This window comes from Roseateles sp. (assembly GCF_046300915.1).
In the GTDB taxonomy this organism is placed as follows: Bacteria; Pseudomonadota; Gammaproteobacteria; order Burkholderiales; family Burkholderiaceae_C; genus Kinneretia.
On sequence record NZ_JBKCLH010000168.1, the window covers coordinates 1 to 2560 of the forward strand.

Consider the following 2560-nt stretch of genomic DNA (forward strand, 5'->3'; position numbering starts at 1 on the left):
CAGGGTGGGGGCCGGCGCCCGGGCCGCCCCCGCCGCCCTGCTGGGTGGGGGCAACAGCAGCGCCACCGAGCCCCCGCCACGCACCGACGCCAAGATCGCACCCGGCTTCTGGCTGCAGCTGGGGGCCTATGCCCGGCTGGACGGGGCCGAGGCCATGCGCCGCCAGGTGCTGGAGCGTCTGGACAGCATGGCCCCCCTGCTGGCCGTGGTGCGCGACAAGGGCCTGCACCGCCTGCAGGCCGGCCCCTACGCCAGCCGCGACGACGCGCGCCAGGCCGCCGAGCGCCTGCGCCTGGAGCTGGCGCTCACGCCCCTGGTGGTGGAGCGGCGCTAGCTAGCCAACCCTCAGGGCTGGCGGGGCAGCAGCTCGGTGTTGTGCTCACCCAGGCCAGGCGCCAGGCTGCGGATGGCGCCGGGCGTGTCGCTGAGCTTGGGCACCACGCCGGGCACGTCCAGGGCCAGGCCGCTGGCGGTGACGATGCGCTCGATCATGCCGCGGGCGCGGTAATGCGGGTCCTCGGCGATATCGCGGGCGGTGTAGATGCGGCCCACGGGCACGCGAGCGGCCTGCAGCGTGGCCAGCACCTCGGCCACCGGGCGCTGCACGGTCCAGGTGGTGATGGCGGCGTCCAGCTCGTCGACGCGGGCGGCCCGGCCGGCATTGCCGGAAAGTAGCGGGTCTTGCCCCAGATCCTCACGGCCTATGGCCGCCATCAGTCGCTTGAAGATGGAGTCGCCGTTGCCGCCGATGACCACCTGACCGTCGGCGCAGCGGTAGGCATTGCTGGGCGCGATGCCCGGCAGGGCCGAGCCCGCCGGCTCGCGCACCGCGCCAAAGGCGCTGTACTCGGGCAGCAGGGACTCCATGCAGTTGAAAACCGATTCGTACAGGGCCACGTCCACCACCTGGCCGCGGCCCGTCTTCTGGCGAGCCTGCAGGGCCAGCAGCACCCCGATCACGCCATGCAGGGCCGCCAAGGTGTCGCCCAGGCTCACGCCCGCGCGCACCGGCGGCCGACCCGGCTCGCCCATCAGATGGCGCAGGCCGCCCATGGCCTCGGCCACCACGGCAAAACCGGGCAGATCGCGGTAGGGGCCGCTCTGGCCGTAGCCGCTGATGCGCAACATGATCAGCCGCGGGTTGGCGGCGGCCAGGGTCTCGTAGCCCAGGCCCCAGTCCTCCATCAGGCCGGGGCGAAAGTTCTCGATCAGCACATCGGCCTCGGCGGCCAGCTGGCGCGCGATGGCGCGGTCGGTCTCCTGGCGCAGGTCCAGGGTCACGCTCTTCTTGTTGCGGCTCTGCACCTGCCACCAGACGCTCTCACCCTGGTGCAACAGGCGCCACTGGCGCAGGGGGTCGCCGGTGCCCGGGGGCTCCACCTTGATGACCTCGGCGCCGAAATCGGCCAGGGTCTTGCCGGCAAAGGGGCCGGCGATCAGCTGGCCCAGCTCCAGCACCTTGAGTCCGGCCAGGGGGCCGGCGGCGGGCGAATCTGAGGAAGATGAGGTCATGGGCGTCTCCGTCGATACGGCTTGCAAAGGTCTCAGGCCGGCAGCGCCGCGAAATGCTGGCGCAGGGCCTCGATGGCATGCCTCACCTTGGCGGGCTGGGCATCGCGCTGCGGGCTCAGGGCCCAGACCGGCAGCGGTGGCGGCTGCCAGGCCGGCATCACCCGCAGCAGGCGGCCCAGCTGCAGCGACTCCTCGATATCGCTGGGGCTCAGCAGGGCCAGGCCCAGGCCGGCCTCGCAGAGCTGCTGCAGGCTGAACTGATTGTTGCTGCTCACCCGCGGGGCCGGGGGCATCAGCTCCACCGGCTGACCCTGGCCCGCGCCCTGGGCGCCCAGCAGGTGCAGGGTGCGCGGGCTCTCGGTCTCGGGGCCCAGGGCCAGCCACTGGTGCTGGGCCAGATCATCCAGACTGGCCGGGGCGCCATGGCGGGCCAGATAGGCGGGCGCGGCGTAGAGCGCCATGCTTTTGTGGCCGATCTTCTGCGCCACCCAGGCGCTGTCGGGCAGGCGGCCGTAGCGCAGCGCCAGGTCGATGCGCAGGGCCAGCAGATCGCTGAAGCCGTCATCCACCTCCAGATGCAGGCGCAGGCCCGGGTGCGCCGCCAGCAGGGGCGCCAGGGCCGGACCCAGGTGGCGACCGAAGCCCACGGCCGCGGCCACGCGCAGCTCGCCCTCCGGCGCATCGCGCAGCTGCAGCAGCTGGTTCTGGGCCTGCTGGGCCGCGGCCAGCATGGCGGCGCAACCCTCGTGGAAACGCGCGCCGGCCGGAGTCAGGGCCAGGCGGCGGGTGGAGCGGTGCAGCAGGGTCACGCCCATATCCCGCTCCAGGGCGCGGATCTGCTGGCTGACGGCCGAGGTGGTGCTGCGCAGCTTGCGCGCCGCGGCCACAAAGCTGCCCTGCTCCACCACCGTGGCCAGCACCGCCATGCGCTTGAGCTGATCCAGCATGTCGACCCGCTTTTATGAAGTTGAACTAAACAAAGAACTCAAATCTGAGGACTTACGGCCGGATTATGAAGTTTCTAAAGTTCAGTCATCGACCACACCCG

At 71.8% G+C, this 2560-nt stretch carries 3 protein-coding genes; 1 reads left to right on the plus strand and 2 read right to left on the minus strand.

Annotation, left to right across the window (positions count from 1 at the left end):
* Window positions 1–334, plus strand: a 334-nt coding sequence (locus ACK5F2_RS12940) for an SPOR domain-containing protein (protein ID WP_409865195.1), incomplete at its 5' end; no start/stop codon positions are given.
* An 11-nt stretch (window positions 335–345) separates the two neighbouring features.
* Here the strand turns inward: ACK5F2_RS12940 and ACK5F2_RS12945 are convergent.
* The gene (locus ACK5F2_RS12945) at window positions 346–1512 is read right to left on the minus strand and encodes a CaiB/BaiF CoA transferase family protein (RefSeq protein WP_409865197.1); all 1167 of its coding nucleotides are present in this window, start codon (window positions 1510–1512) and stop codon (window positions 346–348) included.
* A gap of 32 nt (window positions 1513–1544) precedes the next feature.
* A complete protein-coding gene (locus ACK5F2_RS12950) occupies window positions 1545–2459 on the minus strand; it encodes a LysR family transcriptional regulator (protein ID WP_409865198.1) in 915 nt (304 codons plus the stop codon).
* Between the last annotated feature and the right edge of the window lie 101 nt (window positions 2460–2560).